This is a genomic window from Corynebacterium sp. CCM 9204, from assembly GCF_041357695.1.
Classification (GTDB): domain Bacteria; phylum Actinomycetota; class Actinomycetes; order Mycobacteriales; family Mycobacteriaceae; genus Corynebacterium.
In genome coordinates, this window is record NZ_JAUERX010000004.1 from 20690 (window position 1) to 42220 (window position 21531).

Consider the following 21531-nt stretch of genomic DNA (forward strand, 5'->3'; position numbering starts at 1 on the left):
CGGTGTCTTTCGCAATCCACTGTAGCCGCCGACGGGCACCACGGCTGGAGCACGCCCCCAGAAAGAAGCGGACACGCAAAAGGTGCACCGCCAACTACTGCCGGTGCACCTCCGAGAAAAATAAGGGGACCCCGCGCACCCGTCAGAGCTCGCTGACCCTTGCTGCATTCCTGCCCTGGGGGAGTTCACAAGATGTACGCCGCACGGGGTCCTGATGACAGGGTAACCCACAATGCACCAAAGCCCCAAGCCGATAGCCGGTTTGGCCCAGAGAGCAGGTTTAGGTATAGTACACCGCAGACATGACGGGGAAACCTGCCGTGGCTTTTCTGGAGGATTCGACTAGCGGCCTATGTCGCACGCCTGGAACGCGTGTTGGGAGCAATCCCTCAGGGGTTCAAATCCCCTATCCTCCGCCACAAAAACCGTGGCCCGGAAATTTTTCCGGGCCACGGTTTTTTGCGTTCCTCACCACGATTCCCCAGCGGAAAACCGCTGGTTGCGCCGGTCCTGCTCGATACCGTCACGAACTCAAAACTGGGCGATGCGGGCATTCTCCTGGGCCTGATCACGCCCGTCGTCGCCGTCGTGTTCATCCGCGTGATGTACTGGAAAACCCCAGCCAACAGCATCCAGTTGACGGAGAAACAGCTCTCTGAGCTCTACACCGAACTCGGCACATGGATGGACTTCAACCAACCGAGTGTCCACAAACCACCGAAGCTCTACCTGCACAACCTCAAACGGCACAATAAACGCCTTCGCCAACAAGTACAGAATGCGTACCTACATTGTGCTGCACTCCGACATCTTCGATCTCGCGTACAGTCACGGGAACTTCGGTGGCCTCCGTTTCAGCATGGCCCACGAACTCGGCCATGCGAAGTGCGGGCACATCTCACTGTGGCGTCTCATTTACTCACCCGTCATGACTCTGCTGTTCCTCAGCAAATCAACGACCCGCACACAGGAGTACACCGATGAGTACTTCCACACAGTCGACGCACACAAGGACAGCATCTGGCTGCGCTTCGCCAACTTCAGAGCCGATCACGCCGTCGGATTCCGCCTCATGAGAGCCCTCCACCGAAACACCACCGAGGGGCTGGAACGTACACGAAAGATGCTCTGATCCGCCTGGAAGTGCCGCCGTCCGGATCAGTCCTCCGACAACCAGGCCGCGAGCTCATCAGCCGCGCGCCTGGCCTGGTGGATAGCCATCCCGAGCTGCGTGTCCTCCGCGGACACACAGAGCAGTAGATTTCCCACCGGTTCGTAGACGATACTCACCACGATGAGGATCTCCCCGGGCATCGTCACCGCGACCACGGTTTCACCCCCAACGGCACCGGGATGCCCCATCAGCTCCACCTGAGCTCCAGTGACACCGAACATCGAGGAGTTCAGTGCCGATAGTCTCGCCGCATCCTCCGGTCCACTCATGCCGAGGGAACACACATGGATACCGTCACCGGTGCCGAGCACGACCGCTCGTATTCCGGTGACCTCCTCCCGAATCGTGGAGAGATAGGGCAAGGCCGCCCGCGCGATCTCATTCGCACCGAGTTCCCGCCCCCGGATTCGGCGGTGCTGCGCGCCACCAGCATGACCACGTGCACTCATCAGTATCCCCCCGTCAGTCGGATGGCCGCCGTCACGAGCCGGACCATGTCATCCATATTCCGGGGATCGACTTCGACAACCTGAATCGAGTCATAGCCCAACCCATTGAGTGAGGCCCGAGCCCGTTCCAGAGCACCGGGCACCGTGAAATTTAAAGCAACCATCATCCGGGCCGCCACATCCGGTCCTCCCGCGGCGGCAATCCAGTATTCAAGTTCATCGTCCAGGTTTCCCCGGTCACCAAACAACCAAACCACAACCCCCGCATCGGGATTATTCAATGCGGCCCGACTGTGACTGAAGCGGTCCTGCCCGGCGGTCCCGAACAACCCGACGAGGGTTCCGTCACCTCGCTCCCAGATCCCGTAGTCGATACCTACCGTGGTGGTTTGTTTGGCGGTGTCCCCGAATTCTGCAGCATCATCGACCATCAGGACTTCAGTGGTCACAGGCGCAGCAGTCGACAACGTCGTGACAGCAGTCGTTTTCCCGACACCAGGCGGACCGACAAAAACAACTTCCGAATCCGAGGGAGAACCAATGATCGCATCGATCGGCAACGCGGGTTCCGATTCCTCGGATCTCATATGGGAATGATTCACGGGGGCTCCTGAAAAGACGGTACTCTACAGCCTCAGTCATGCTTCTCCAGGTGTTTCGGTGTTCACCTAGGGCACCACACCGATACTCACGAGAATTAGTAGCACAATACGCTACGCTCAGAGCATCCACCCCCTTTCGAAAGGATCACCATGTCCCGTCAGGAAGACCTGAACAACCTCATCGCCAACATCTCCAGTGATCTGGATGGTTTCATCGGCGCTTCCATCGTCGACCTCGATACAGGCATGTCCCTCGCGAGCGCCTCCAAGATGGCAAACTTCGACCTCGATGTCGCCTCCGCCTACAACAGCGAAATGGTCAAGGCCAAGTACAAGACAATCAAGGCCCTGGGGCTCAAAAGTGGTCTCGAGGACATGCTGCTCACTCTCGACGATCAGCTACACCTGATCCGCATGCTCGACGACCAGTCCTTCATCTACGTAGCCGTCGACCGGGAATCCTCCAACCTCGCGCTCCTGCGCACCTCCGTCAAACGGCGGGTCGCCGAGATCGCTTGAAGTACCCTCGGGATCCGCGGGAGGCTCACACCCGAGACCCAAAACTCCCCGGCCCCCAAGACACCTCCTGAAGCGTCGTCCTCCACACGCCAGGAAGCAGAACCGGCAGATGACACCGCAACGGCCAGCCTGCCGGTCGTCATCGCGAATCCGGCCCCCACCGAGCAGAAGACGGAAACACCCCGCGCCATCGTGCACCGAATCTGGCGACGTTTCCTCGGGCATTAAAAGAGAGACACCTCTGTGGTGTCTCTCTTTTTGCTCACATCAGGGGCACCTCGCCACACATACACCCGTGCCACTCAGCCGGAAGTAGCCCACACCACATCATCATCGGGGAGCAGCGCCGGATCGAAACTCTCCAGCAGCTCAGCCATGTCCGATACCCCGGGAACCCCCACGGAATCCGCTATCCGTCCCCGAATCCACTCGATCGACTCATGTTCGAGCATCTGCCGCAACGTCACCGCCCCATCTCGCTTCGCCAGACGCTTTCCCCCCGGCCCGAGCACCAACGGCACGTGCACGTACCCCACCTCCGAATAACCGAGCAGGTGTGCCAGGTACGCCTGGCGGGGCGCCGACGACAACAGATCCCGCCCCCGCACAACCTGATCCACCCCCTGCGCCGCATCATCGACCGTCACCGCAAGGTTGTACGCCCAGTCCGGGCACTGCCCACCACGGCGCAGCACCAGATCATCAACCTCCCCGGTGTACTCCCCGGCGTAGAGGTCATGGACTGTCCACTCCCCCACCCCGGAACGCAGCCGGAGCGCCGGAACCCGATTATCGGCGGCGAGTGCCGCCCGCCGTCGCTCCCGCGTCGCATCATCCAGATCACGGCACGTCCCCGGATAACAGCCCGGGAGCACATGCGGTGCACCGGATGCCTCCCGAATCTCCCGGCGCGAGCAATAGCATTCATAAACCAGCCCACGGGCACGCAGTTCGTCCACCGCAGCCGCGTACGCCGGATACCGGTCCTGCTGCACCCACACCTCACCATCAAAGTCGAGCCCCAGCAGAGTCAGATCCTCGATCTGCCGCCCCGCGGACTCCGCCGAGGACCGCTGCGTATCGATGTCCTCCACCCGCAGCAGAAAACGCCGCCCCGACCGCCGAGCAAACAGCCAGGCGAGCACCGCTGTCCGCAGATTGCCGAAGTGCAGGTCACCACTGGGTGAGGGCGCGTAACGACCGGCGCCGGGCGAAGAAACGGACATGGGCCCATGCTAACGGTGCCAAAGAGTCGGGCGTCGATAAGCAGCCACGCGCCCCCGTGTGGCACGATGTTCGCCATGACAAAAGCCATGAACTCCCTGCCTGGGCAGGGCGCTGCCGACACGTCCGCAGCGTCCGCAAACGCCCGCTTCATCCCCGTCCAGCGCTCCTACTACCCCGTGCTGCTCGCCCTGTTCGTCTCCGTGTTCGTGATCTCGAACATCACCGCCACCAAAGGCGTGACACTCGGCCCCATCATCACCGACGGCGCCTTCTTCCTCTTCCCCCTCGCCTACATCATCGGTGACGTCCTCGCCGAATGCTACGGTTTCCGCGCCACCCGGCGCGCCATCTGGACCGGCTTCGCCGTGATGCTCCTCGCCGTCGCCGCCTTCACCATTGCCATCGCGCTCCCCGCCGCCGACTTCTACGACGGCCAGGACTCATTCGCCAGCGTCCTCGGCGTGGTCCCCCGCATCGTCATCGCCTCGCTCGTCGGCTACCTGGCCGGGCAACTACTCAACTCTTACGTGCTCGTCGCCATCAAGAAACGCACCGGCGAGAAAACCCTCTGGGCCCGTCTCATCGGATCCACCATCGTCGGCGAGTTCGGTGACACCCTGCTGTTCTGTCTCATCGCCGCCCCCGTCATCGGAATCACCACCATCGGCGACACCATCAACTACACGCTCGTCGGATTCCTCTGGAAAACAGGCATCGAGGTCATCATGATGCCGCTAACCTACGCCGCGATCGCCTGGGTGAAGAAACGCGAGAACTACTGACCCCGCCTCCCGCGGGACTGTCACCGACGACGGCCCCAGCCCGGCCGGGGCCAGCCGACACCAGTACCGCCCGGGGATTCGATCCGCCTACCGCTTCGACGCGTAGTAGCGGCCCATGAACTCGTCCCGGAACGCCTCATAGTCACCGTTGTCGATCGCGGCCCGGATGCCGTCGACGAGGCGGATCATGAAATAGAGATTGTGCATCGTGCACAATGTGCCCGCCAGGAACTCCTTCGCCTTGAGCAGGTGGTGGAGGTAGGCGCGGGAGTAGTTCTCACTGACGTAGCCGCCGAGTTCCTCGTCGATACCCGTGAAATCCCGCTTGAAGCGCGCTCCGGTCAGTGTCATGCGCCCATCGAGGGTGTACACGCCACCGCGTCGCCCAAGCCGCGTCGGCGCGACACAATCAAAGGTGTCGGCACCGGATTCAATCGCGGTGAACAAGTCATCCGGCTCGGAGATACCCAACAGATGCCGGGGCACCTCGACGGGCAGTTCATCACACACCCAGCCGACGATGGTGCCCAGCCGTTCCTTCTCCAGGGCGCCACCGATGCCGTAGCCGCCGAAACCGCGCTTCCCCTCCGCGCGGAACTCCTCCGAGAGGGACACCAGACCGCGCGTCGCCTGCCTACGCAGATCCTCGTACTGGGCACCCTGCACCACCCCCCACAGGGACTGCAACGGCTTGCCGACGCGCTCCTCGGTCAACCGGTTGTGCTCCTCCAGGCAACGGCGCGCCCACCGGTGGGTCCGCTCCACGGATGCGTCCTGGTACTCGCGGGTGTCCATCAGCGTGGTCAACTCGTCAAAGGCGAACATGATGTCCGCCCCGAGCTGGTGCTGGATCTGCATGGAAACCTCCGGGGTGAAGCGGTGCCTCGACCCGTCGATCACACTGCGGAAATCAACACCATCCTCATCGACATGCGCGAAACGGTCCTTGTTCCGGGCCTTCACGTCGGCGGCGGTGAGATTGGTGGTGTCCATCGCCAGGACCTTCTTGAAACCGACGCCAAGGCTCATCACCTGGAACCCTCCGGAATCGGTGTAGGTGGGGCCGTGCCAGTTCTCGAACGCGGAGACGCCACCGGCAGTATCAACGATGTCAGGGCCAGGCTGCAGGTAGAGGTGGTAGGCGTTGGAGAGAATCGCCTGCGCGCCGGTTTCCCGGATCTGCTCCGGAGTCAGGGTCTTCACCGTCGCCTTGGTCGCCACCGGAATGAACGCCGGAGTGGCGATGTCGCCGTGCGGAGTGTGGATCACCCCGGTACGCCCGTGCGGGCTGGATTCCAGGCGGGTACCGAGGGTGAAGGAGGTATCAGTCATGTCAGACACTGTAGTGCCGGTGCGAGCCGATGACGGTCAGCCGCCTGCACCCACGGCCGCCGGCGTCCGGTCCTCAGTGGTTTTTCCAGGCTCGTTGAACTGTTCCTCCAGCACGGCACCCTCGATGTCGAGGGTGGGGAGGATGCGGTCCAGCCAGCGTGGCATCCACCAGGTCGCGCGGCCCAGGAGGAACATCGCGGCGGGAACGAGGCCCATGCGGATGAAGAAGGCGTCGAAGAGGACACCTGCACCGAGGGCAAAGCCGAAGATCTTGATGAACGGCAGGGGTTGGTCGATGAACGCGGCGAACACCGCGATCATGATGAGCGCGGCGGAGGTGACCACGCGGGCCCCCATGCTGAAGCCCTCGATGATGGATTCCTCGACGGCGTTGTAGCGGGAGCCTTCGGTGCGTTTCCCTCCGGTGGCGATCCAGTGTTCGCGCATGCGGGTGACCAGGAACATCTGGTAGTCCATCGCTAGGCCGAAGGTGACCCCGATGAGGAAGATCGGCATGAAGGAGATGATCGGGGCGGGTGTGTCAACGATGCCCCACAGTCCCTGCTGCCAGAACAGAACGGTGACGCCGAATGCGGCACCGACCGAGAGCAGGAACCCGAGGCCCGCGATGACGGGCACCATGATGGAGCGGAATACCACGAGCAGGAGCACGATGGCGAGTCCAACGACGACAGCGAGGTAAATGGGCATCGCCTCGGCGAGTTTCTTCGTCACATCACGCTGGATCGGGGTGAGACCGGTGACGCCGATGTCGACACCGGTGGCGTCCTCGATTTCAAGGTCGCTGGCGCGCAGTGAGCCGAGGAGTTTCGAGGTGATCGGGTCCGCTGGGCCACTGCGTGGGGTGATCAGGAGCTGGGCGGCGCGCCCGTCAGCGGACAGGGCGATGATCTGGACGTGCTTGATGTCCGGGTTCGTGCTGTAGCGCTGCGCGACATAGGCGTAGGAGGCCATCGCTGCCGCGCTCTCGGGGTTGAATTCCTCGGGGTTACCCTCCCGTTGAGCGTCAACGAGGGGGCGGAGGATCTGGGCGTCGGGATTGACGTCGTGGGCGTCAATGATCATGAGGAACGGTGAGTTGATGCCCTCCCCGAAGCCTTCTGCCAGGAGATCAGCCGATTTGCGGTGGGTGGAGTTCTTGCTGAAGGTGCTGTCGGAGGGTAGCGCCATCTGGAGGTCGAGGACGGGATAGGACAGGGCGGACAGTCCTAGGACCACGACGGTGAGCACGAGGGCAGGTACCCGGTGTACAAACGTGGCCCAGGCTCGGCCCATGGTGCGCTTCTCGACGCCCGCTCCTTCCGCTGCGTCGGGAGTTTTTCCGCGGCGGCGCCCCAGGCCGGGAACCCGGCCCGCGAATGCGAAGCGGCCGAACAGTCCGAGGAGCGCCGGGAGGAGGGTGAGGGCGACGGCGACGGCGACGGCGACGGTGAACGCTGCGGACACGCCCATCCAGGAGAGGAAGGGGATGCGGACCATCGTCAGTGCGACGAGCGCGATGATGACGGTGAGGCCGGCGAACACGACGGCGGACCCGGCTGTCCCAACGGCCATGCCCGCAGCGTGTTCGGCGGAGTCCCGCCCATGTCCGTGGTTCCGCTCGGCGCGGTAGCGGGAGAGGATGAACAGGGTGTAGTCCACCCCCACCGCGAGGCCGAGCATCACGGCGAGGACCGGGGTGACGTTGTTCAGCGGGGCGAAGTGGGTGGCGATGAGGATCGCGGAGGATCCGACCGAGATACCGGCGACGGCGGTGATCAGTGGCAGGCCCGCAGCGATGAAGGAGCCGAAAGTGAACAGCAGGACGAGGAAGGCGACACCGAGGCCGATGATCTCGCTCGTCGATTTGATGACCAGAGGGTCACCGAATGCTGGGCCTCCGGCTTCAACCTGCAGTCCGGCTTCCCGGCCAACGGCCATGGCCTGCCGGATCGTGGCTCGCTGTTCATCGGTGACGTCGGCGGGCAGGGGGACGTCGAGGCTGAAGCTGGTGTATCCGATCCGCCCATCCTCACTGACCAGTGCCAGGTTGTTCGCGTCCGCTTCAGCGGTTTCCTTCGGGAGGCCCGCGCCAACCGACTGGTCAATGACCATCTTCTGGAGCTTCGGGTTGAGTGTCACGGGATTACCGAACCGCTCCCGGTCGATCACCCCGGGTACGTGTTCGTCAATGTCCGCAATGACCCGGTCGATGGCCTCGGTGTAGCGGGACTCATCGAGCCGTTCGCCTTCCGGCGCGGCGAAGACGATGGTCACACCGGTGGATGCCAAGGGGTTACGTTGGTCCGGAAAATTCCGGACCAGGGAATCAGCGGCCGCCTCGGAGGCAGTACCGGGAATGTTGAAGATGTCATTGAAACCGCGCTGGAGTGCGCCTGCACTACCGCCGATACCCGCGACAATAATCACCCAGGCGACGAGGACAACCCATTTCCGCCGGTAGGACCAGCGTCCGAGTTTGTACAGCAGCTTGGCCACAGGTGCTCTCCTCTGTCGCGGCGGGATCCATCAGAGTAGTCCGGACATGGGGTCCGGTACTCCATCGCACCGTCAACGGCGCGGTACCGGTGTCACTGTAATACGATTCCGCCCTCAGCCGCACGGCCCGTGATCCCACACGGAAAAGACCCCCGGTTTCCCGGGGGTCTTTTCGACTGGCGGTGGCGGGGGGATTTGAACCCCCGGTTGGGGATTACCCAACACTCGCTTTCGAGGCGAGCACCTTCGGCCGCTCGGACACGCCACCGCCGACCAGCCTAACCGCACAGGGCGTCAAGGAACAAATTCCCACGACACCGTGCGGTTTGAGGACTAATCTTTCTTGAAGATGTCCTTGACCTTATCGGCTGCGTCACGGACGACCTCTTCGGCCTTCTCAACGCCTTCCTTGATGTCGGACTTCACCTGGTCGGCACGACCCTCGTTGGCCAGGTTCTCGTTATCGGTGGCCTCACCGACACCTTCCTTGATCTTGCCGCCGAGATCGTTGGCCTTGCTTTCAAAACCCATGATGAAAACTCCTTTGTTGATGGGTGAATAGGATGGCCCCATCTTAGGTGCCTTCTTTGGAACAGGCACGCCCGGACATCAACTTTATCCGTACCGTTATCTGCCACAGTCATTCCGAAGCAGCGACCGAACAGCACCTCAGCGACCACACAGGCTCCACACATTAAATAGATTGAGCTGGGTAATCTCCACCATCACGGACAGTTCCCACCACCCCTTCCCGTCACTTGCACCCCCGCATGCCCACGGAATCGATCAAAGAAACCGGTCATGAGTTCAGCACACTCCACACCCAGCACGCCCCCACGCACAGCAGGCCACCGCACAGCACCAGATGGCCGGAGAACATCGCGGACACTGCCACAGGCACCGGTCCTGGGTTCGAAGGCACCGAAAATGACGGCATCCACCCGGGCATCCATCAACGCTCCAGCGCACATCGTGCACGGTTCCAGGGTCACGACGAGTGTGCAGCCCGTGAGACGCCAACCATCACCGTGAACGCGGGCGGCACTCCGGATCGCCAGTATCTCCGCGTGGGCCGTGGGGTCACCGTCCACCTCGCGCCGGTTCGTCGCCGCCGCAAGCTCTCTGCCTGCCGCATCGATAATGAACGCCCCAACCGGAACGTCATCCTCCGGTGTCGTGCGGGCAATCCGGATGGCCCTGCGCATGAGCGCCTCCGCCCGGACCAACCCCTCCGGTTCAGGCAGCACCGACACGACTGAAATCCCCGTCAGTCAATGTCGAGATCGACGGCATCCGCCAGCTCAGACTCGAAGCCGAGCTCAGCGGCGATCCGCAGCAACTGCTCGGAAGCCCACAACTCCGAGTCATCACAGATGACCGTCATCACCTGTTCGCTGACACCCAGGTCAGCGAGGATCGCGATGTCACCCTCAGCCCACGGATCAACCTTGTCCAGCTCATCAGAATCCAGTTCCGGAATATCCGCCCCGATCTCATCCAACGCCCCGGCCGCGAGTTCATCACCGATCGCCATGGTCGCATCAGACAACAAAATGCGGACACCCCCAGGAGTGGGACGGAGAATCAGGAAGTACTCATCATCCACACAGAGCATCGCGAATGAGGCGCTCTCGCTCCTCAAACGCCCGACCGCGGCAACGGCATCATCGATCGAATCGAAGCAATCATCGATCTCACGGACATCCCACTCACCGCCTGCACGCGAGACGGTCACGGCGAAACAGAGATCATCGTCATGTTCGGCGGCATCACCGTCGAAACCGTCAAAGCCATTGGAATCCATACCGGTAACCGTAGTCGCGGTATGGGAGAATTGTCAGATGACCACCACCGTAATTTCCCGCCCCGTCTGCATCCTCGGCCTCGGGTTGATCGGCGGATCGCTGCTCCGCGATCTCGCCGCATCCGGGCATCCCGTATTCGGCTACAACCGCTCCCCCTCCGCAGCCCGCACCGCCGCAGGCGAGGGCTACGACGTCTCCGATTCACTCGTCGATACGCTCACCCGGGCACAGGAAAGCAACGCACTCATCGTGTTGGCGACTCCAATGCCCGCGATTCCCTCCCTCCTGGACACCATCGACACACACGCCCCCGACTGCGGTTTCACCGATGTGGTCAGCGTGAAAGCGAAAGTGTTGGAACTCGTCCGTGAGCGCGACATGACTGACCGCTACGTCGGCGGTCACCCCATGGCCGGAACCGCGGACAGTGGCTGGACAGCCAGCCAGCACGAATTGTTCAGGGGAGCCGCCTGGGTGGTCACCTTCGATCGCGCTCTCGACGACACACCCCCGCCATCCGACTGGGTGTCCCTCTGGATCGACGTGGTGCACATGGCGACCCGCGTCGGCGCCGAGGTCATCCCAGCTCAGGTCGGCAACCACGATGCCGCAGTAGCACGCATCTCACACCTCCCACACCTGCTCGCCGAATCCCTCGCCATCGTCGGAGACAACGGTGGTGCGCTCGCACTTTCTCTCGCTGCAGGCAGTTTTCGCGACGGTACCCGTGTCGCGGGCAGCGCCCCCTCCCTCGTCCGCGCGATGTGCGAAACCAACAATGAGGCACTCCTCGAAGCACTCGACGAGACTCTCGCACTACTCAACGATGCCCGTGCCAACCTCACCGGGGAACGCCCCAGCATCGAAGAACTCGTCGATACCGGATACCGCTCCCGAATCCGCTACGAAGCCCGCTCCGGAATGCACACCAGCGACGGCAGCCTCCTCGCCTCACCCCGCCCAGTGATCCGCTTCCAACCCGGTACCCACGGATGGGTCAACCAGCTCGCTCACGCAGAGATGCTCGGCGCACGTATCGAGGTCTACTGACACAGAAAAAGAAGAACCCGGTACCGCGTGGTCATGGTACCGGGTTCTTCCGAACGGTGCGCCCGGAGGGATTCGAACCCCCAACCTTCTGATCCGTAGTCAGATGCTCTATCCGTTGAGCTACGGGCGCATGTCATCATGACCGAGATGGCCCTGGCAACGAGGAACTACATTACACCCGCACCGGATGGCTCTACAAACACGCAGGTGAATGAATGCCTTCGTGTACACAAAAGGAACGGCCCCGAACCAGTTTCCCAGTCGGGGCCGTCGCCATTTCTGTCTCAACACAGAGTGCGCCCGGAGGGATTCGAACCCCCAACCTTCTGATCCGTAGTCAGATGCTCTATCCGTTGAGCTACGGGCGCTTATTCAATTAACCCTTACGGGTGGCGGAGGCGAGAGGATTTGAACCTCCGGTCCTCTGTTAGGAAGACAACTCATTAGCAGTGAGTCCCATTCGGCCGCTCTGGCACGCCTCCATCGACCCCACAAACACTGCACGAATGCAGACGATGTGAAACCAGCGATGATATTACCCCGCGCACACCCACCACAGCAAAACCACAGGCCATACAGCCACATTCACCGGGTTGTAGTCTTGAACACATGATCCGCGATGATGTTTCCGCCATTCCCGCCTACGTTCCGGGAAAGGCAATGCCCGACGCCCTCAAACTCTCCAGCAACGAGGCCGCACACCCACCGCTCCCCAGCGCCGTGGAGGCGATGATCGACGCGGCACGTGCCGTGAACCGCTACCCGGACATGGGCGTCGTCACGCTGAAAGCGGAACTCGCCGACACCCTGGGACTCACCCCCGAACAGATCGCCGTCGGCTGCGGATCCTCCGCACTCTGCCAGCAGCTCATCCAAGCCACCTGCCGAGCCGACGACGAAGTCATCTTCGCCTGGCGTAGCTTCGAGGCATACCCAATCTTCTGCAAGGTCGTCGGCGCGAAACCCGTCATGATCCCCCTCGACGACAACCACCGGCACGACCTCGACGCGATGGCCGCCGCCATCACCGAGCACACCCGGCTCATCTTCGTCTGCAACCCGAACAACCCCACCGGCACCACTATCTCTGACGCCGAGTTCACCGCCTTCATGGACCGCGTCCCGAACGACATCGTCGTCGTCCTCGACGAGGCGTACATCGAATACGTCCGTGACGAGAACAACCCGGTATCCACCGAACTGATCCACCACTACCCGAATCTCATCGGCATGCGCACCTTCTCCAAGGCCTACGGCCTCGCCGGGGTCCGCGTCGGCTACGCCTTCGGCAACCCCCTGGTCATCGACGCCGTCAACCGCGTCGCACTCCCGTTCAGCGTCAATGCCGTCGGCCAGGCCGGGGCACTCGCATCCCTGGCGGCAGCCGATGAACTGCTGAGCCGCACCGACGAAGCGGTCACCCAACGGAACATCGTCACCGCCGAGATCCCCGGTGCGGTGGAATCCCAGGCCAACTTCGTCTGGATCCCCACCGGAGACGCCCGCCACATCGCCACCGAACTCGCCGGTCACGGCGTGCTGGTCAGGGCATTCGACGAAGGAATCCGGGTCACCGTCACCACAGACGACGAGACCCGGACATTCCTCGACGCCTGGCGGCAACTCATCTAGCGGAGCCCCTAATCTGCACGGTTTCACCACACATGGCCCAAACCGTGCAGAATAGCGCCCCCTAATCTGCACGGTTTCAACGCGCCGGACCCAAACCGTGCAGAATAGCCACCCCCCTAATCTGTTGATACGGTGGAGGCGGCGGCGTAGCCCCCAACCACCGTAGGTCGCATCAAGGCAAGGGTCCCCATGGAGAACTTCAACCCCACCCGCAGGTCAGAGCTTGAGAATCTGGTGGAGTCAGTGTTGTCCGCCGAGCGGGACGGGCGCCTGCTCAAGACAGACGAGTCCGAGGCCCTCGATTTCAAAGAAGAAGCCGGGCGCCGACGCGGTCGCGAGCTCGAACCAGGGCAACCGACCAATCCTGAAGCAGCGCAGAAGCTCGCCGACGAAGTAGCGTGCATGGCCAACTCTCCCGGGGGCGGGGTGCTCATCGTCGGTGTCGAGGACCGCAGCGGTCGGCTCATCGGTACCGAGCTGGACAGCGAATGGCTTCGACAGAAAATTCACCATGCAGTCGACGTGGCCCCCCGCATCGATGTCCGGCACGTTGCCGGCTTTCGACTCCTGGTGATCTATGTCGCCGAGGCACGCGAACCCGTTCCCGACACGGGAAACAATTTACGCTGGCGCGTCGGTGATTCCTGCACGAAAGTTGACCGCGCCGAGTGGTGGGCCCACCGCGATCGAGCCCGGGGGCTCGATCCCCTCGCTGCCCAAAGCGACAAGAATCTGGATGCTGTTCGACCTCATGCGCTGGAACTCGCACAGAGTTGGTCCCGCGATCACTCCTCCACCCCGGAGGAATACCTCCGAAAAATCGGTGCGCTCAGCGCCGACGGATACCTGACAGTGGCAGCAGAAATACTCTTCACCGACACCGGCAGAACGTGGCTTTCCTTCGCCGCCATCGACGTGGAGGGCGGTCACGTCCTTGACCAGTACGACGCGAACCCGAGGCACAGCCTCCTCGAACAGATCGCCGCCATTGAACAACGGGTAGACGCCCACAACACCACCTTCACGCAGAAAGCGGGGCTGTCACACCGTCGAATCCTGGCTGTCCCGCAGGAAGCGGCGCGCGAAGCGATGCTCAACGGACTCATCCACCGCGACCTCGAACGACGGGAACCAACCGACATCAGGTGGATGACCCTCGACAGCACCCATATCGTACGGAGCCCCGGCGCCTTTCCCGACGCGATCAGCACCGACAACATCCTGAGCAATAGAAACGCCCGTTATCCCGCCCTCGCCGACTTGTTCCGGGCGATTTCCCTCGTTGAAAAGCAGGGGCTGGGGGTTGACCGAATGTACCTGTCGATGATGGCTCTCGGCCACCGGCCGCCCCTCATCACCGAGGTCGCCGGGCCCTTCGTCGAGTGCATTCTGCAGGGTGGGGAACCCCTGTACCCGATGATCTCCCTCGTCGATCATCTGCGCCCGCAGGAGCGTGCCTCAGACCTACGTATCATCGCAATTCTCTACCGGCTACTAACCCACGCCTTTATCACCACCGGCGAAATCGCGAGCATTCTCCAAAATTCCTCACAAGCCGCAGAAATCGCCATCTCCGCGGCTCGGCAGACCACCATTGCCGGCCATCCGCTCATTGAATCGATCCAACCGAGCGCCTGGGTACTGGGGAAAGGCGCCCGAAGCGTGGCTCTCGAAGAAGGCGACGCATGCAGTGCAGACGATTTCGTCGGATACCTCAACCCCACTACGGAAGGGCCACTCACCGAAACCGCCCGTCAGTGGCTCCATCAGTTCGAGGAGATAACGACCGGTCAGCTCATGTCGCTGTGCGACATCGGCAGAACCAAAGCGAGACGCATTCTCGACGGTCTCGTATCCTCCGGGGAGGCCACGTTCATCAAGGCTGGGCGAAGCAGCCGCTACCGGGCCATCGTCGCCACAGATACCCCGGGACATTGACCGACCGGTCCATCGCCGTCTTCATCCCCCTAATCTGCACGGTTTCACCACACCCGGCCCAAACCGTGCAGAATAGCCACCCCCTATTCTGCACGGTTTCAATGCACCAGGCTCAAACCGTGCAGAATAGCGCTCCACCACTAAACGACATCCGTACGTGATCCCCGAAGATCCAGAAAACCCCCTGCTGCACAGGGGGTTTCTCTGGCGGAAGTAGAGGGATTTGAACCCCCGGTCCGTTTCAAGGGACGCTCGCTTTCAAGGCGAGTGCATTCGGCCGCTCTGCCATACTTCCAGAACCATCGCAGTGGTCGGTTCCATCGACAGAGCCGACGGGACCGAGTCAAAAACAACGGTGTCTTCCGATGATAATCAATCTGGTATCGGTTATGCACATCGAGGCGGTGTGACACCCTCGGGTGTTCCACCAAACACGGACGCGACGTGTCTAGCAACCCGCGCTCCCCGTTGCCTGCCGGAGATGGTCGGTCACGGCGGGCAGGACTTCCTCCAGGTTTTCCTCGACAACGAAGTGCCCGGCATTGACGGCCCCACCTCGGACGCGGGGGAACCACGCCCGCCACGCATCGAGCGGATTCACCTGCCGCCCCACCACCCCCTGGTCTCCCCAGAGTACGAGCGCCGGGATATCGGAGATTTTGTCGAGGTCTGCGCGGTCGTGTTCGACATCGATCGTCGCTCCGGCGGCATAATCACCGCACCATGCCGCGATGACCTCGGGGCGGAGGGCAGCGTTCTCGTAGTCCTGCAGGGCTTCCGGATCAAAGGAATGGGACGTGCCGCCCATTCCGGCGAGCTGCGCCCGGAGAAATGCCAGGGGGTTCCCGCCAATCAGACACTGGGGTAGTGGTGCGGGCTGCGAGAGGAACACCCAGTGGAAATAGCGTTTGGCCAGGGTGGCGTCCATGATGTCCCAGACCAGGTAGGTAGGGAGGATATCCAGGAGGGCGACGGAGAGCACCATACCTGGATGGTCGAGAGCCATGCGGTAGGCGGCGCGGGCACCTCGGTCGTGGGCCACGACGTGGAACCGATCTCGTCCGAGGTGTGCCATGAGTGCGATGAAGTCGGCGGCCATCGTACGGAAGCTGAAGTCTCCATCATGGGCTGCGGATTGGCCATATCCGCGAAGGTCCGGGATGACGACGAAATGATCCTCCGCGAGGTACGGGGCCATCCGGTGCCACATCGCGTGCGTCTGTGGATATCCGTGCAGCAACAGAACCGCTGGGCCGGTACCCCCGGTTCGGGCATGGATGGCAGCTCCGGGTACCGGAACCCTGATGGTGTCGAATCCCTCGTACACGGCGAAAATCTACCATCTGATAGCGCGGAGCAGTGCCATTTTTACGGCGCCCCGTGCCCCGATGCTACCGATGCCCGCCCTCAAAGATCCATCTTCGACGTACCGTCCTTCCTGCTTTCCGGACGTCCAGTAGGGGTGGTGGCCAATGTGAACTTGAAAGCCTCAGCGCGACATAGGCCATCTCCCCTACGCTGGTCCATATGAAGGCAATCACACTGGCGAATCCCGACGACAAAACATCACTCACATGGAGTGAGGTCCCCACCCCCACCATCAGGCCCGGTGAGGTGTTGGTCGAGGTGAAGGCCGTGGGTGTCAACCGTGCCGATCTATTACAGGCTGCGGGTCACTATCCGCCGCCGCCCGGGGTGTCCGAGATCATCGGTCTCGAGTGTGCGGGAGTGATCGCGGACCCGGGTGACTCCGGCCGGGAGAAGGGGGAACGGGTGGCATGTCTGCTGGCAGGTGGCGCATACGCGGAGTATGTCGCGGTTCCGGCCGGTCAGCTCCTGCCGATCCCGGAGGGGTACTCTTTCGCGGAGGCGGCCTCCGTCGTCGAGGTTGCCTGCACCCTGTGGTCAAACCTGGTCATGGTCGCAGGACTCCACGAGGGGCAGACGGTGCTCCTGCACGGTGGCGCAGGCGGGATCGGCACGTTCGGCATCCAGTTGGCGAAGCAACTGGGCTGCACTGTCGCTGTCACGGCCGGGTCCGCAGAGAAACTTGCGACGTGTCGTGAGCTGGGCGCAGACATCCTGGTGAACTACCGGGAGGAGGATTTCGCAGAGGTGCTGAAAAATCGCGCCGACGTGATCTTGGACATCATGGGCGCCAAGTATCTCGACCCGAATCTCCGGGCGTTGGCGATGGGCGGGCATATCGTGGTCATCGGTATGCAGGGTGGCGTGAAGGGTGAGCTGAACATCGGCCGACTACTGTCCAAGCGTGGCTCAATCTCGGCGACTGGTCTGCGTGGCCGTGATCTGGAGGACAAGGCGCGGATCGTAGCGGAGGTCATCGAACACGTATGGCCGATGCTTGACGACGGTCGCATACAGGTCACCATCCATCGCACGCTCCCGATCAGTCAGGCCGCAGAAGCACACCGACTACTGGATTCCGGCGAGGTCACGGGCAAGCTGATCCTCACCGTCGAGTAGCCTCAGCCGAAGGAGGCGACGGCGCGGGTCAGTTGGTCAATGTCGGCCGTGGTGTTGAACGGGCCGAGGGCCACGGTCACTGATCCACCGGCCTCCCACGCACCCATCTGTTCCAGAAGTGGGTCCGACGGGCTGACCGTGGTGATGAGCCGGTTGGCCAGGAGCCGCTGCTGCACGACCTCCGCGGCGACGCCGGGAACCACGAGGCTGACCCTCGGGACCCGATCCTGCCGGTACACGTCGCCTGCGGTCTCCCCTGTGATCCCGAGCAGGTGAAGACGACCGAGCCACTGGAGGGAGTCGATGAGGTGAAGGGAGAGGAAGTGCATGTAGTCCTCCAACTCACCCGTCGACGCGATGAGTCGGTTCCGTCGACTGCCACGGGCGTTCTCCTTGAGATCGGCGAGGTGATCCACCGCCGGGGCAACACCTCCGAGGAGACCTGTGGGTAGGGGGCCAAGCTCAAGTTTCGCCGCACTGTTTTCCGGCGCACCGTCCCAGATGGCGTCGAGACGCGGGAACATCGTCGTGTCCCGGAACACCAGCGCCGATATCTGGGGTCCACCGAATGCCGCACAATCCACGAGGACGATATCTGCACCCCACTCGTCCATATCAATGCCACGATATGGCGCAATCGCCGACGCATCAACCAAAACCCAGGCGCGTGATCGGGAGTGTACGGTCTCCGCGATCTCCCGGACCGGAGCCACGGTACCCAGGAGCCGGTGCGCCGCGTTGACAACGACGAGTCTGGTCGAGCCGTCGACGAGCTCCCGGTACTGCCAGGCTGGCCATTCCCCGGTACCCAGATCCGGCTCCGCCCATCGCAGCGTGACCCCCTCACCCGCCCCCAACGCGGTGAACGGCCCGTTCAGCGACGGATCCGCGAACCTGCTCAGAATGACTGATCCGCCTCGACGTAGCCGCGGGCGGACCGCGTCAGCGAGGGAACGCAGGAGTACATCCCGATTCGGCCCCAGCACCACCCGGTCTGCGGACGCGCCGACGAGATCGGCGAGGGCACGACGGGCGGCAGTGGCGTGTGCTCCACCGATGAGCTCGCCCCCCGGGGCGGTCAGACCATGGGTACCGGTGGCAACCTGGCTCTGCGCGGCTGAGGCGGAGGTACGAAAGGCTGTGGCGACACCCGATGCGACCCGTTCCGGGATCTGCGGGAGTTCGTGTGCGTTGAGATACGTCCACCCGTCACTCAATGACACATAGAGTCCGCGCACTCGGGCAACATCAAGCGCCATGTCCGCCTCCTCTTCCATCCGGGTGATCATCCGCCAGTATGCCCGCCCACCGCGCACAGCGCATCCGGGGCCGCTAGGGTGTTCAGTGTGTCAGATAGCCATTCAACCAAAGACCTGTCAGGGGACATAGCGCGGCTGGTCCGCACGGAAGACCCCGGCGAACATCGTTCTCGGTCGACCACGTTCGCCGCGGCGTGGTCTGATCTCGTGCGTGGATTCTTCCAGCATGAGCTGTGGCTTCAACTCGGCTGGCAGGACATCAAGCAGCGTTACCGACGCTCCGTTCTCGGCCCGCTGTGGATCACCATCGCCACCGGCGTGATGGCTGTGGCCCTCGGACTACTCTATTCCGTCCTGTTCCGGATCCCGGTGTCCGAGTTCCTGCCGCATGTGACCGTGGGCTTGATTATGTGGAACTTCATCTCGGGCGCGATCAAGGACGGCTCGGACATCTTCATCGAGAACGAGGGGTTGATCAAGCAACTCCCCAGCGCACTGTCGGTGCACGTCTACCGGCTGGTGTGGCGGCAACTGCTTTTCCTCGCGCACAACATGGTGATCTGGCTCGTGCTGATCATGGTCTTCCCCCGCCCACTCGGGATGCAGGGGTTCCTCGCCCTCCCGGCGCTGTTTCTTCTCGTACTCAACGGCGTATGGGTGTCTATGTTCTTCGGCATCATCGCCACCCGCTACCGCGATGTCTCCCCGCTCCTCGAAGCACTGGTACAGCTATTGTTCTACATCACGCCCATCGTGTGGACCACAGAGACCCTCAAAGGTCAGGGTGGGGAGATCTCGGAGCGGGCGAAACTCGCTCAACTCAACCCGTTCTACCACTACATGGAGGTGCTGCGGGCACCGCTCATCGGTGCCGATCTGCCCGCATACCATTGGTGGATCGTCATCGGCTGCACCGTCCTCGGCCTGGGCCTGGCGTTACTCGCCATGAAGCAGTGGCGATTCCGCGTCAGCTACTGGGTGTAAGGAGAAAACACCACATGGTTTCCATAGACACCTACAACGCCTGCGTCGATTTCCCAATCTTCGACGCCAAATCCCGCTCCATGAAAAAAGCGTTCCTCGGCGCCGCGGGTGGAGCCATCGGACGGAACTCCGACAATGTCGTTGTCGTCGAGGCTCTGAAGGACATCAATCTGCACCTGCGGGAGGGAGACCGCGTCGGCCTGGTCGGACACAACGGAGCGGGCAAATCCACACTGCTGCGACTACTGTCCGGCATCTACGAACCGACCCGTGGCAGCGCGCACATCCATGGCCGGGTCGCACCCGTGTTTGATCTCGGGGTGGGGATGGACCCGGAGATCTCCGGCTACGAGAACATCATCATCCGCGGTCTCTTCCTCGGTCAGACACGGAAGCAGATGAAGGAGAAGATGGATGAGATCGCGGATTTCTCTGAGCTCGGCGAGTACCTGGCGATGCCACTGCGCACCTACTCCACAGGTATGCGGATCCGCCTCGCGCTCGGAGTGGTCACATCGATCGAACCGGAGATCCTGCTTCTCGACGAGGGTATCGGAGCAGTCGATGCGGCATTCATGGCGAAGGCACGCGCGAGGCTGGAGGAACTGGTGTCCCGTTCGGGCATCCTCGTGTTCGCGTCGCATTCCAACGACTTTCTCGCCCAGTTGTGTGACACGGCCCTGTGGGTCGATCACGGCCAGATCCGGCAGGCGGGTCGCGTCGATGACGTGGTCGAGGCTTACGAGGGCAAGGGGGCCGCGGATCACGTCCGGAACCTGATCCGTCGGATGGAGCGGGAAAAGACAGGCATCGACGGGGACGGAACTGACGGGGGCTGACCACCCCAAACCGCGAGGTGCGGTTACCGGTTGTCGAGGATCATCTCCAGCGGCCGATAGTGATCCCGAACCGCCCGCTCATAGGCGCGGACATCGCCCGCCATCGCCGCCTCGAGCATGTCACCGTGGGCGTGCGCGGTCTGGACGAGTCCCTCGTGTACGGCCAATCCCAGGGTGGGCACCACCGCCTGATGAATCTGCCAGAAGGAACTGACCAGTTGCCGGACAACCTCGTTCCCGGCAAGGGCGAGCAGCCCGTCATGGAACGCGAGATCCGCATCCGAGAAAGTTTCTCCCCGTTCGGCGCTGTCCACCATCGAATGAACCAGTGCGGTCAACCCAGGTTGATTCGTTCCGCGCAGTTTCCCGCAGAGCGTCTCCGCCATACCCAGATCCAGGAACCTGCGAACCCGGACCACCTCACGCAGTGTGGCCAGATCGCCGCCCGCGGACAACGTCGCTTTGAAGATGAGGGCCTCCACCAGCGGAGACATAGACAATGCGCCCACGAATGAACCTGCCCCCCGGCGGACGACGACAATATCGAGTGCCTCAAGTCGGCGCAGTGCCTCCCGGACGGAGGATCGAGAGACGTCCAGTGCCTCAGCCAGACTGGTCTCCCCGGGGAGGGGATCCCCCGGGCGTAGCTGATTATCCAGAATGAACTGTTTGATCGCCTCGCTGGTGGCATCCTTCCGGTTAGGCACCTGCGCCCGGGCTCGTGACACCGACCGCCCCACGGGCCGCTCCTCCACCGAGTCTGTCCCCGGATCTCCGGCATGCGTCCTGCTCATGCTCCCAAGCTATCACGGTTGTCCGACATGCCAATCCCATAGATGACACTGTGGCGGGAATCTATCAGTGCACCAACTGTGCCTGTGGCCATAGTTTCAGTATATTCAGACACATCTCACTTCATGGAACTATCACGGATTACCCGTTTAACACACCCC

General features: G+C 62.4%; 20 protein-coding genes, 6 tRNA genes and 1 other RNA gene. 10 read left to right on the forward strand and 17 right to left on the reverse strand.

Annotated elements, in window-relative coordinates:
* Window positions 1-119 precede the first annotated feature (119 nt).
* Window positions 120-216: signal recognition particle sRNA small type (gene ffs, locus QWU43_RS08820), an RNA gene on the reverse strand.
* Between the two features lie 115 nt (window positions 217-331).
* On the opposite strand from ffs, the gene QWU43_RS08825 reads away from it, so the two are divergent.
* Both QWU43_RS08825 and QWU43_RS08830 read left to right on the forward strand, forming a co-directional pair.
* Window positions 332-419: transfer RNA gene (locus QWU43_RS08825), tRNA-Ser, on the forward strand.
* Window positions 420-703: 284 nt separating this feature from the next.
* Window positions 704-1132: a M48 family metalloprotease gene (locus QWU43_RS08830; RefSeq protein ID WP_370917647.1), complete on the forward strand. Its 429-nt coding sequence runs from the start codon at window positions 704-706 to the stop codon at window positions 1130-1132.
* Between the two features lie 26 nt (window positions 1133-1158).
* Here QWU43_RS08830 and QWU43_RS08835 read toward each other — a convergent pair whose 3' ends face one another.
* Both QWU43_RS08835 and QWU43_RS08840 read right to left on the reverse strand, forming a co-directional pair.
* A complete protein-coding gene (locus QWU43_RS08835) occupies window positions 1159-1623 on the reverse strand; it encodes a hypothetical protein (RefSeq protein WP_370914717.1) in 465 nt (154 codons plus the stop codon).
* A complete protein-coding gene (locus QWU43_RS08840) occupies window positions 1623-2225 on the reverse strand; it encodes a hypothetical protein (RefSeq protein WP_370917648.1) in 603 nt (200 codons plus the stop codon). The genes QWU43_RS08835 and QWU43_RS08840 overlap by 1 nt, the downstream gene beginning before the upstream one ends.
* Window positions 2226-2375: 150 nt before the next feature.
* Between QWU43_RS08840 and QWU43_RS08845 the strand changes: the two genes are divergently transcribed.
* A complete protein-coding gene (locus tag QWU43_RS08845) occupies window positions 2376-2744 on the forward strand; it encodes a hypothetical protein (RefSeq protein ID WP_370914719.1) in 369 nt (122 codons plus the stop codon).
* A gap of 302 nt (window positions 2745-3046) precedes the next feature.
* Here QWU43_RS08845 and gluQRS read toward each other — a convergent pair whose 3' ends face one another.
* Window positions 3047-3970, reverse strand: a complete 924-nt coding sequence (gene gluQRS / locus QWU43_RS08850; RefSeq protein WP_370914720.1) for a tRNA glutamyl-Q(34) synthetase GluQRS — start codon at window positions 3968-3970, stop codon at window positions 3047-3049.
* 75 nt (window positions 3971-4045) lie between these two features.
* Between gluQRS and QWU43_RS08855 the strand changes: the two genes are divergently transcribed.
* Window positions 4046-4753 carry a queuosine precursor transporter gene (locus QWU43_RS08855; protein WP_370914721.1) on the forward strand — a complete coding sequence of 236 codons (708 nt, stop codon included), beginning with the start codon at window positions 4046-4048 and terminating at the stop codon, window positions 4751-4753.
* Between the two features lie 87 nt (window positions 4754-4840).
* On the opposite strand, the gene tgt is transcribed toward QWU43_RS08855, so the two are convergent.
* The 6 genes from tgt to QWU43_RS08885 all read right to left on the reverse strand — a co-directional run bounded on the left by tgt (window position 4841) and on the right by QWU43_RS08885 (window position 10388).
* Entirely contained in the window at window positions 4841-6085 is a 1245-nt protein-coding gene (gene tgt, locus QWU43_RS08860) for a tRNA guanosine(34) transglycosylase Tgt (protein ID WP_370914722.1), read from the reverse strand.
* Between the two features lie 36 nt (window positions 6086-6121).
* On the reverse strand, window positions 6122-8584 hold the full coding sequence (locus QWU43_RS08865) for an MMPL family transporter (RefSeq protein WP_370917649.1): 2463 nt from the start codon (window positions 8582-8584) through the stop codon (window positions 6122-6124).
* 177 nt (window positions 8585-8761) lie between these two features.
* Window positions 8762-8852, reverse strand: a tRNA-Ser gene (locus QWU43_RS08870).
* A 65-nt stretch (window positions 8853-8917) separates the two neighbouring features.
* On the reverse strand, window positions 8918-9115 hold the full coding sequence (locus tag QWU43_RS08875; RefSeq protein ID WP_370914724.1) for a CsbD family protein: 198 nt from the start codon (window positions 9113-9115) through the stop codon (window positions 8918-8920).
* Window positions 9116-9309: 194 nt separating this feature from the next.
* A complete protein-coding gene (locus QWU43_RS08880; protein WP_370914725.1) occupies window positions 9310-9837 on the reverse strand; it encodes a nucleoside deaminase in 528 nt (175 codons plus the stop codon).
* Window positions 9838-9851: 14 nt separating this feature from the next.
* Window positions 9852-10388 carry a tRNA adenosine deaminase-associated protein gene (locus QWU43_RS08885; RefSeq protein ID WP_370914726.1) on the reverse strand — a complete coding sequence of 179 codons (537 nt, stop codon included), beginning with the start codon at window positions 10386-10388 and terminating at the stop codon, window positions 9852-9854.
* A gap of 37 nt (window positions 10389-10425) precedes the next feature.
* Here QWU43_RS08885 and QWU43_RS08890 point away from each other — a divergent pair, with 37 nt between their 5' ends.
* Complete coding sequence (locus tag QWU43_RS08890) at window positions 10426-11439, forward strand: prephenate dehydrogenase (protein ID WP_370914727.1); 1014 nt, start codon at window positions 10426-10428, stop codon at window positions 11437-11439.
* Window positions 11440-11496: 57 nt separating this feature from the next.
* Here QWU43_RS08890 and QWU43_RS08895 read toward each other — a convergent pair.
* The 3 genes from QWU43_RS08895 to QWU43_RS08905 form a co-directional block, all read right to left on the reverse strand.
* Window positions 11497-11569, reverse strand: a tRNA-Arg gene (locus QWU43_RS08895).
* Between the two features lie 165 nt (window positions 11570-11734).
* Window positions 11735-11807, reverse strand: a tRNA-Arg gene (locus QWU43_RS08900).
* A gap of 22 nt (window positions 11808-11829) precedes the next feature.
* A tRNA-Ser gene (locus tag QWU43_RS08905) sits at window positions 11830-11921 on the reverse strand.
* A 127-nt stretch (window positions 11922-12048) separates the two neighbouring features.
* Here QWU43_RS08905 and hisC point away from each other — a divergent pair.
* Both hisC and QWU43_RS08915 read left to right on the forward strand, forming a co-directional pair.
* Window positions 12049-13071: a histidinol-phosphate transaminase gene (gene hisC, locus QWU43_RS08910; protein ID WP_370917650.1), complete on the forward strand. Its 1023-nt coding sequence runs from the start codon at window positions 12049-12051 to the stop codon at window positions 13069-13071.
* 189 nt (window positions 13072-13260) lie between these two features.
* Window positions 13261-15009: a DUF5635 domain-containing protein gene (locus QWU43_RS08915; RefSeq protein ID WP_370917651.1), complete on the forward strand. Its 1749-nt coding sequence runs from the start codon at window positions 13261-13263 to the stop codon at window positions 15007-15009.
* 205 nt (window positions 15010-15214) lie between these two features.
* Here QWU43_RS08915 and QWU43_RS08920 read toward each other — a convergent pair.
* Both QWU43_RS08920 and QWU43_RS08925 read right to left on the reverse strand, forming a co-directional pair.
* Window positions 15215-15304: transfer RNA gene (locus QWU43_RS08920), tRNA-Ser, on the reverse strand.
* A 153-nt stretch (window positions 15305-15457) separates the two neighbouring features.
* Window positions 15458-16336: an alpha/beta fold hydrolase gene (locus tag QWU43_RS08925; RefSeq protein ID WP_370917652.1), complete on the reverse strand. Its 879-nt coding sequence runs from the start codon at window positions 16334-16336 to the stop codon at window positions 15458-15460.
* Between the two features lie 200 nt (window positions 16337-16536).
* Here QWU43_RS08925 and QWU43_RS08930 point away from each other — a divergent pair, with 200 nt between their 5' ends.
* Window positions 16537-17496 (forward strand): NAD(P)H-quinone oxidoreductase, encoded by a 960-nt coding sequence (locus tag QWU43_RS08930; RefSeq protein ID WP_370914731.1) that lies wholly within the window; start codon window positions 16537-16539, stop codon window positions 17494-17496.
* 2 nt (window positions 17497-17498) lie between these two features.
* On the opposite strand, the gene QWU43_RS08935 is transcribed toward QWU43_RS08930, so the two are convergent.
* A complete protein-coding gene (locus QWU43_RS08935; protein ID WP_370914732.1) occupies window positions 17499-18755 on the reverse strand; it encodes an aminotransferase class V-fold PLP-dependent enzyme in 1257 nt (418 codons plus the stop codon).
* 114 nt (window positions 18756-18869) lie between these two features.
* Here QWU43_RS08935 and QWU43_RS08940 point away from each other — a divergent pair, with 114 nt between their 5' ends.
* Both QWU43_RS08940 and QWU43_RS08945 read left to right on the forward strand, forming a co-directional pair.
* Window positions 18870-19739 carry an ABC transporter permease gene (locus QWU43_RS08940; RefSeq protein ID WP_370917754.1) on the forward strand — a complete coding sequence of 290 codons (870 nt, stop codon included), beginning with the start codon at window positions 18870-18872 and terminating at the stop codon, window positions 19737-19739.
* Between the two features lie 14 nt (window positions 19740-19753).
* The gene (locus tag QWU43_RS08945; RefSeq protein WP_370917653.1) at window positions 19754-20578 is read left to right on the forward strand and encodes an ABC transporter ATP-binding protein; all 825 of its coding nucleotides are present in this window, start codon (window positions 19754-19756) and stop codon (window positions 20576-20578) included.
* Window positions 20579-20601: 23 nt separating this feature from the next.
* Here the strand turns inward: QWU43_RS08945 and QWU43_RS08950 are convergent, their stop codons facing one another.
* The gene (locus QWU43_RS08950; RefSeq protein WP_370917654.1) at window positions 20602-21372 is read right to left on the reverse strand and encodes a FadR/GntR family transcriptional regulator; all 771 of its coding nucleotides are present in this window, start codon (window positions 21370-21372) and stop codon (window positions 20602-20604) included.
* Between the last annotated feature and the right edge of the window lie 159 nt (window positions 21373-21531).